Annotated in this window: 8 protein-coding genes; 5 read left to right on the top strand and 3 right to left on the bottom strand. The window is 38.8% G+C overall.

The window, feature by feature from the left end; genetic code table 11:
- Nucleotides 1-148 precede the first annotated feature (148 nt).
- The 4 genes from E1176_RS09405 to E1176_RS09390 all read left to right on the top strand — a co-directional run bounded on the left by E1176_RS09405 (nt 149) and on the right by E1176_RS09390 (nt 3,565).
- Nucleotides 149-1,447 (top strand): NAD(P)/FAD-dependent oxidoreductase, encoded by a 1,299-nt coding sequence (locus tag E1176_RS09405; RefSeq protein WP_155210357.1) that lies wholly within the window; start codon nt 149-151, stop codon nt 1,445-1,447.
- Nucleotides 1,448-1,467: 20 nt separating this feature from the next.
- Nucleotides 1,468-1,713 carry a hypothetical protein gene (locus E1176_RS09400; protein WP_155210356.1) on the top strand — a complete coding sequence of 82 codons (246 nt, stop codon included), beginning with the start codon at nt 1,468-1,470 and terminating at the stop codon, nt 1,711-1,713.
- 89 nt (nt 1,714-1,802) lie between these two features.
- Nucleotides 1,803-2,852, top strand: a complete 1,050-nt coding sequence (locus E1176_RS09395; protein ID WP_185152722.1) for a sensor histidine kinase — start codon at nt 1,803-1,805, stop codon at nt 2,850-2,852.
- Nucleotides 2,849-3,565: a LytR/AlgR family response regulator transcription factor gene (locus E1176_RS09390; protein ID WP_155210355.1), complete on the top strand. Its 717-nt coding sequence runs from the start codon at nt 2,849-2,851 to the stop codon at nt 3,563-3,565. Before E1176_RS09395 ends, E1176_RS09390 begins: the two co-directional genes overlap by 4 nt.
- A gap of 1 nt (nt 3,566) precedes the next feature.
- Here the strand turns inward: E1176_RS09390 and E1176_RS09385 are convergent, their stop codons facing one another.
- Genes E1176_RS09385 through hemW form a run of 3 tightly spaced genes read right to left on the bottom strand, consistent with a single transcriptional unit; the run spans nt 3,567 to nt 5,858 of the window.
- Complete coding sequence (locus E1176_RS09385) at nt 3,567-3,941, bottom strand: hypothetical protein (RefSeq protein WP_155210354.1); 375 nt, start codon at nt 3,939-3,941, stop codon at nt 3,567-3,569.
- Nucleotides 3,942-3,978: 37 nt separating this feature from the next.
- Nucleotides 3,979-4,734, bottom strand: coding sequence for a cyclase family protein (locus E1176_RS09380; protein ID WP_155210353.1), 756 nt, complete (start codon nt 4,732-4,734; stop codon nt 3,979-3,981).
- Nucleotides 4,731-5,858 (bottom strand): radical SAM family heme chaperone HemW, encoded by a 1,128-nt coding sequence (hemW, locus tag E1176_RS09375; RefSeq protein WP_155210352.1) that lies wholly within the window; start codon nt 5,856-5,858, stop codon nt 4,731-4,733. The genes E1176_RS09380 and hemW overlap by 4 nt, the downstream gene beginning before the upstream one ends.
- Nucleotides 5,859-5,895: 37 nt before the next feature.
- Between hemW and E1176_RS09370 the strand changes: the two genes are divergently transcribed.
- On the top strand, nt 5,896-7,450 hold a 1,555-nt coding region (locus E1176_RS09370; protein WP_155210351.1), incomplete at its 3' end, for a BamA/TamA family outer membrane protein.

Genomic DNA, 7,450 nt, shown 5'->3' with positions numbered 1-7,450 from the left:
ATTATCAACTACGAAAATTGCTTATTATAGAAAGCATTTCGAGCGAAAAAGAGTTCCCAACTCAGTAATAAAAATTTGTCTTAACATGCACCCCCTCTAGTTCGTTACTTTCTGTAACTTAAAGTTGAAATTTAGATAGACAAATTATATGAGTCAGGTACCATTGCCCAGCACAGATAAACCCCGTATTGTAGTTATTGGTGGGGGGTTTGCAGGAATAAAACTTGTAAAGCGATTAAAAAACCTCCCGGTGCAAGTTGTACTCTTCGACCGAAACAACTATCACACATTTCAGCCCCTGCTTTATCAGGTGGCTACCGCAGGCCTGGAGCCAGACTCAATTGCAGATCCGCTCAGGAAACAACTAGAACCTGTAAAGAATTTTTTCTTTAGGATGGCAGAGGTGTATAGCATCGAGCCGGAAAATAATTTAATAAAAACTGAAATAGGAGAAGTAAAGTATGACTACCTCGTACTTGCCACAGGCTCAAAAACCAATTTTTTTGGTAATGAGTCGATCATGCAAAACGGGTTTCCTCTTAAGCAGATCCCTCAAGCACTTGATCTGAGAAGCCATATACTTCAAAATTTCGAAGCAGCAAACATTGCTACAGACGAAAAGGAATTAGCTTCCAGAATGAATGTTGTAATAGTCGGTGGTGGCCCTACTGGTGTGGAGGTAGCCGGAGCCATGGGCGAACTAAAAAATAATATTCTACCTGGAGATTACCCTGAGCTTGACTTTGGCCTAATGACCATTACTCTTTTAGAAGGTGATGACAGGCTTCTTCGTGGTATGTCTGAAGCCTCCGGAAAGCGTGCGCTCAAATACCTTGAAAAGTTTGGAGTAAAAGTAAGGCTCAATACTATGGTTAAATCTTACGATGGACTGGTAGCAGACCTTGGAGACGGAGGCCATATTTCCACACACACGCTTATTTGGGCTGCTGGGGTAAAAGGAAATTTCCCTAAAGGGTTAAATAAAGAATCAATAGACAAAGGGCGTCTTTTGGTAGATCCTTATAATGCAGTAAAAGGGCACGACAATGTATTTGCCATAGGCGATATTGCCATGATGTCTTCCGATGAATTTCCTCAAGGGCATCCGATGTTGGCGCCAGTAGCGATCCAACAAGGAGAGCATTTAGCTCAAAATTTCAAACACATACTTTCTGGTAAGCAGAAGAAAGCTTTCAAATATAAAGATCAGGGTTCGATGGCAACGGTAGGTCGAAATAAGGCTGTAGCAGATATCGGAAATATGAAAGTTGGGGGTTTCATGGCCTGGTTGATATGGATGTTTATTCATCTTATTTCAATCATTGGTTTCAGAAATAAAATCATAGTCTTTAGCAACTGGGTATGGAATTATTTTACTTATGACAAAGGCACCCGCTTGATTATACGTAAATTTATCCCCAAAAATAGAATCAAAGAAGAGGTGTAAACCTCTATGTAATTTATCGTATGAAAGGCTCTTTTATTCAATACCTGGTAGGCTCAATCATGGTCGCCTTTTCTCTGTATCAAGTGTATATTCGGGATTTTTGGGAGTTTGCACTCTATGCAGTGGCAGGCTCAGCTTTTATAACCATGGGGTTAATTAAGGATAAAACCTTCCCTAATAATGAGAGGTTGATGACCATACTATCCTGGGTGCTCATTGCAGGTACACTTTTTCTTTTCTTTTTCTTGGTGAGAACCGATGGTTGACTCCATTTAGGGTATTTTTTATCCATTGGTAAAATAGTGTAGAGACCAGCTACTGGTAATCAATTAGATTAGGGCAAAATTTTTAATCGTTGAATAAACTTAAACTATACTGGTCGTTACAAATTGGAGGGTGGTTTACGTTTGCACTGGTGCAAATCGTGGGATTTCTCGTATTTGGTGGGCAACTTGTAAGTTTAAATCAAGCCATATTTTGGCTTATCGAGGCTTTTTTGTTTTTAATCTTTACCCACTCGTTCAGGTTGCTGATCATAAAGTGGGGCTGGCTGGCACTTGGTATGGCCAGGTTGATTCCGAGAATTCTGATAGCCATATTTTTCATAGGCATAATCGTTTATTTTGCCAGGTTATTGGTTTCAATACCACTTAATATTTACAATCCTGAAGTGGCGCTAAGTCCTGCCAATATCCTTGGTTTGTCTATTGTTTACTCCCTTATATTATTTCTGTGGGCCGTTTTATACTTTATTTACCACTATTTTGAGCAGTACAATATTTCACTGAAACACGAGGCAGCAATTCATGAAATTGAGTTAAATAACCTAAAGTCACAGTTAAACCCACATTTCATATTCAATGCACTAAATAGTATCCGTGCTTTGGTAGATGAAAATCCTGTAAAATCAAAAAACTCTATCACGCAGCTATCGAGTATTTTAAGAAACTCATTGGCTTCGGATAAAAAGCGATTAACTAAATTCGAAAGCGAGCTAAAGACCGTTAAAGATTATCTTGGACTGGAAAGTATCCGTTTTGAAGAGCGGTTGCAAACAGAATTTGACATTCATCCTGCGAGTTATGAATTTTATGTACCCCCATTGATGTTACAAACCCTGGTAGAAAACTGCGTGAAACACGGTATCTCCAGACTCAAAGAGGGTGGATTCATAAAGATGAAGACTTATCTTAGAGATGATGGGCTACGAATAGAGATTCAAAACAGTGGACAGTTTACTGAGGCTCCGGCCAACAAACCAAAGGAAAAAGGGGGGCTTGGCTTAAAAAATACCCGCCAAAGGTTAAATTTACTTTATGGTGAAGCGGCCTCATTTAAAATTTATAATAAATCAGACAATACGGTAATAACCGAATTGATCATACCTAAAAGCATGCAAGCATGAGAGCACTTATAATTGATGATGAAAGATTAGCGAGGAAGGAACTGAGCAATTTGCTCGCAGAATATAATAATGTTGAAATAGTAGGCGAAGCTGCCAATGCAGATGAAGCTCAGGAACTGATACAAAAAGAAAATCCTGACTTGCTGTTTCTGGACATTCAAATGCCTGGAAAAACTGGTTTTGAACTGTTAGAAATGCTTGATAACGTTCCGAAGGTAATCTTTACTACAGCTTATGATGAGTTTGCATTGAAAGCATTTGAAGTAAATGCGTTAGACTATCTGCTCAAACCTATACAACCAGAAAGACTGAAAGAAAGCATTAGTAAGCTGCCTGAGGAATCTACAGCAAAAAAACCGCAAGACGAGGAAAAGAAATTGGCGCTTGAGGATCAGGTTTTTGTAAAAGATGGTGATAAGTGTTGGTTTGTAAGCCTTTCGAATATCCGCCTTTTTGAGTCTGACGGTAACTACATCAAAGTGTATTTTGATAACAATAGACCAATGATCCATAAGTCTCTCAATGCGCTTGACGAAAAATTAGACACCAGAAGCTTTTTTAGAGCGAGCCGTAAACATATTGTAAACTTAAGCTGGGTCGAAACTATCGAGCCATGGTTTAACGGTGGACTTATGGTAAAGCTACGTGGTGGTGATAAAGTGGAGGTGAGTAGGCGTCAGGCAGCCAAGTTTAAAGAAATGATGAGTTTATAAGTTAAGAAGAGAGCTTCTTTAATAACTCAATAAGCTCAGCTTCTACTTTCCAGTCTTTGGCAAGCTTCAACATGGCAGTTGCCTCAAGCTCTGTCACATAACCTTTAAGGTTGTTGGCTTGCCAGACCATTTCTATAAGTTTCACACGGTTTTCTTTGCGGTAATCGCCTACAACATCATTGAGGTACTCTCGGGCGCGTTCGAAAGAATTAAAATAGTCTTCCGCTATAAAATCGTTGGCCCACTGGAGTTCTGCTTGTCCATCGAGGCTATCAGCAGTTTCATTTAAATTATTCCGCTCATCTTCATCAAGACCGTGATAATGAAAGATTATTGCTTTGAGTAATAAGTATGCTTTTTTCTCCTCTGATGTCATGCGCAATTGTTAAGCGGCAAAAAACGTATTTTTTTCTTTAAATGCCAGCAATTTTATAAAGAACCGGTCGACTAGGAGAAGCGTCCATCTCCAGGTTTAATGTCTGCATGTTTAATAAATACAGACCGTCTTTTATATTATCATTTATGTAGGCCAATTCAGTAATTGTGGCACCCTTTCTTGTATTATCAGGTAAGCCCCAAAAGGCACGATGCGCTTTCAGTGCACCACCATCAACCTCTTTGTCTACTGATGGTAAATCAAGTACCAGATGTTCGACACCTTGTGAGTGTAGAAACTCAGTAATTTTATGATCCAGATAAGATGGGTTTTGCCCTGAGTATTGCCTTAGTTTTTTGCTCTCATCGTTTGGTAGAGTTCTTATAATTGCAGCGTCCCTTCTTTCTTGCGGCCAATTGGCTACAAATGATTCAAAAGTAATTATTTCGTCTTCACCAATTTTTTCTGGAGTTAAACTTATTAGCTCAGCCACAAAATGACTTTCTTTTAAAGTGTTGCTGATAGTGCCATGCTCATCTGGCGTGATATGCCCATAGCACTCTGTATGAGTACCATTGCCGTGAGGTGTAAGAGTTATCTTTTGATAATTTACACTTCCACCCTGAGCAACACTACCAACAAAATCACCCAAAATTATAGTTTCAAACTTTACAGGCTCAGCCCAATAACAGTTTGGATTTGAGCTACCATCTTTTATTGGAAGTGAAATATCCAATGGCTGAGAGAGGTCTGCAGATAAAATTCGGTGGTCGTAAGTAAACTGTATATTCATAATAGAAATAAATCCGATGAAATTAGGTCTGCAAGTAATAGCCCTTTTTTAGAAAGTACAAGATGGTTATTCATTACCTGAGCGTTTTGCTGCTCTAATAGGTTATTGATATAATCGGCCTGATCTGTAAGAAGGTCATAACCAAACTCCATTTTTAGCCTTTGCAAATCAGCTCCCCATTTGGTGCGCAAGGTAGTGAGCAAATAGTCATTGATTTTATCTTTTTGCGATAGCGCGTCTAACGTAAACGGGATGTTATTTACCGCCAGAGCATCGAGATACTTTTTATTATGACTCACATTAAATTGGCGATTTACTCTGTTATATGAGTGCGCACTTGGCCCGACACCCAGGTAGGCTTCCTGCTTCCAGTAAGATGAGTTATGCTTTGATTCTCTGCCCGGTAAACAAAAGTTAGACACCTCGTATTGCTCATAGCCCTTTTCCGACAAATGATTAATTAAAATTTCAAACTGGTCCGCGGCTTTGTCGTCACTTACGTCTTTGAACTTCCCCTTTTCTCTTTTTCTACCAAAAATCGTATCTGGTTCTATTGTCAGGCAATAGCTCGAAATATGGCTGGGTTCAAGGTTGGTTGCGGCTTGTAAATCTTTTGTCCATAGCTCAGAATTTCTATCGGGGATGGCATAGATAAGGTCAATACTGAGGTTGTCGATTCCAACCGTACGAGCATTTTCTATACACTTAAAAGCCTCTCCGGAATCATGTGCCCGGTTAAGAAATCGCAAAACTTCATCATCAAAGGATTGTATACCTATACTAAGCCTATTGACTCCCAGAGCCTTTAATTCATTAAGTTTTTTCTCAGAAAGATCATCAGGGTTGGCTTCAAGCGTAACCTCAGGTTGAGATGATACCTGATAGTGATCATAAACGGTTGCTAAAATTTGTTCAGTCTGTTGCTGGGTTAAAAGAGAAGGTGTTCCACCCCCAAAATAGATAGTTTCAATAGGTTTTCCTTCAACATAATTCTTTTGTATTACAAGCTCTTGGCAAATTGCGTTTACCATTTCAGCCTTCAGCGTCTGATTTGTACTGAAATGAAAATCGCAGTAATAGCACGCTTGTTTACAAAAAGGTATGTGAATATATATGCCAGCCATTGTGTTATCTGTAAATTCACTGCAAAAGTATTACTATTTGGTCAAGCCTTTAATACATATCATATTTCTTTCCCTGCTAATACCTGTATCAGTTGTTGCTCAAAATAAAAAAGCCAATCTAGAATACCTTCCATCAGGCCAAAACCTTAATGATCAGCTGACAAGTGCAATCAGTTATACTGATACTTTACAAGTAGTTGAAGAAGTGTCAAAAAATATAAATGCACTACATAAAGCTGGGTTTCTACTTTCCAGAGTCAATGGGGTTACTCAATTAAGCGATAGTTCTTTTACCATTGAGATTTTTACGGGCCCAAGGTTTGAATGGGTGTCGTTAAGTAGCGGCAATTTAAATGAAGAGATTCAGTCAAGAGTTTCTTTTAAAGAAAGATCGTACACTCAAAAACCATTTCGACTTGATCAGGTAGGTAAACTTTACGACAGAATATTGTCGTACGGAGAAAATAACGGCTACCCTTTTGCTTCCATATCCCTTGATTCAGTCAAAGTAAGAGAAAATACAATTTCAGCCTCACTTCAATTTCAACCCGGGCCACTTATAACTTTTGACTCGCTCATTATAAAAGGAGATTCTTTTGTGAAAAAGTCGTGGCTCGAGGCCTATTTAGATATTCGGCCGGGTGAGCCATTTAGTCAAACGAGTATAGATAATATAGACAGAAGACTTAAGAGACTCTCTTTTGCAAGACTTACAGAAGTCCCTGTCATAGTATTTAAAAATGAAAAGGCTGAAATAACACTTACACTTGAGAAAGTAAAGACTAACCGTATCGATGGTATTATAGGGTTCTTACCAAATGAAAAAGCGGATGGAAGCACATTGATTACCGGGCAGTTTGAGATGGCTTTAAATAATCTGTTCAACAGCGGAAAGGCACTGGATGTACATTGGCAAAGCCTCAAACCAGAATCACAACTTTTAGAGTTAAGCTATTTTCATCGAAATCTATTTTACTCACCTCTTGATTTTGAGTCATCGTTTTATCTGCTTAAGGAAGATTCTACATTTATTAATAGAAAAGGACTGATCTCCTTTCACTACCAGCCCTCTCTTCACGACATAAGCTTTTTTACACGTCTAGAGTCTTCCAGATCACTAAGTACTCAATCAGAGCAACGTGCAGATGTATCAGACTTTAATATTAACTATTACGGTTTAAGACATGAGTATACAGACATTACTGATACAAAAGTGCCCAGAGGAATTGCCACGCATTTAGAACTGGCGGTTGGCAGTAAAAAAATCAGAAATATCGATAATCTACCACCCGAGATAATTAACCAGGTTGATAGTAGGTCTGCTCAATACAATATACAAGGCTCGATAAATCCTCTGTTGCGCTTGAGTAACTCTTTTGGCACATCCATTAGATTGACAGGGGCTAAAATTTTCAATGATAACTTATTCTTAAATGACCTGTACAGGGTAGGAGGCCTTCAGTCGTTAAGAGGGTTTAACGAAAATTTCTTTTTTGCCGAACAGTTTCTCACGGCAAATTTAGAGGTCAGGTTGCATTACGATGAAACCTCATATCTGTTTGTGTTTTACGACCAGGCATATCTTTCTTATG

Source organism: Fulvivirga aurantia (genome assembly GCF_009711475.1).
GTDB lineage: Bacteria > Bacteroidota > Bacteroidia > Cytophagales > Cyclobacteriaceae > Fulvivirga > Fulvivirga aurantia.
The sequence above is the reverse complement of the archived record's forward strand: the minus strand, read 5'-3'. Positions and strand labels throughout refer to the sequence as shown.

Bases quoted from the DNA above. Each gene is read 5' to 3' on its own strand.
- E1176_RS09390 (WP_155210355.1), top strand. From the start codon at position 2,849: ATGAGAGCACTTATAATTGATGATGAAAGATTAGCGAGGAAGGAACTG.
- E1176_RS09380 (WP_155210353.1), bottom strand. From the start codon at position 4,734: ATGAATATACAGTTTACTTACGACCACCGAATTTTATCTGCAGACCTC.
- E1176_RS09405 (WP_155210357.1), top strand. From the start codon at position 149: ATGAGTCAGGTACCATTGCCCAGCACAGATAAACCCCGTATTGTAGTT.
- hemW (WP_155210352.1), bottom strand. From the start codon at position 5,858: ATGGCTGGCATATATATTCACATACCTTTTTGTAAACAAGCGTGCTAT.
- E1176_RS09385 (WP_155210354.1), bottom strand. From the start codon at position 3,941: ATGACATCAGAGGAGAAAAAAGCATACTTATTACTCAAAGCAATAATC.
- E1176_RS09400 (WP_155210356.1), top strand. From the start codon at position 1,468: ATGAAAGGCTCTTTTATTCAATACCTGGTAGGCTCAATCATGGTCGCC.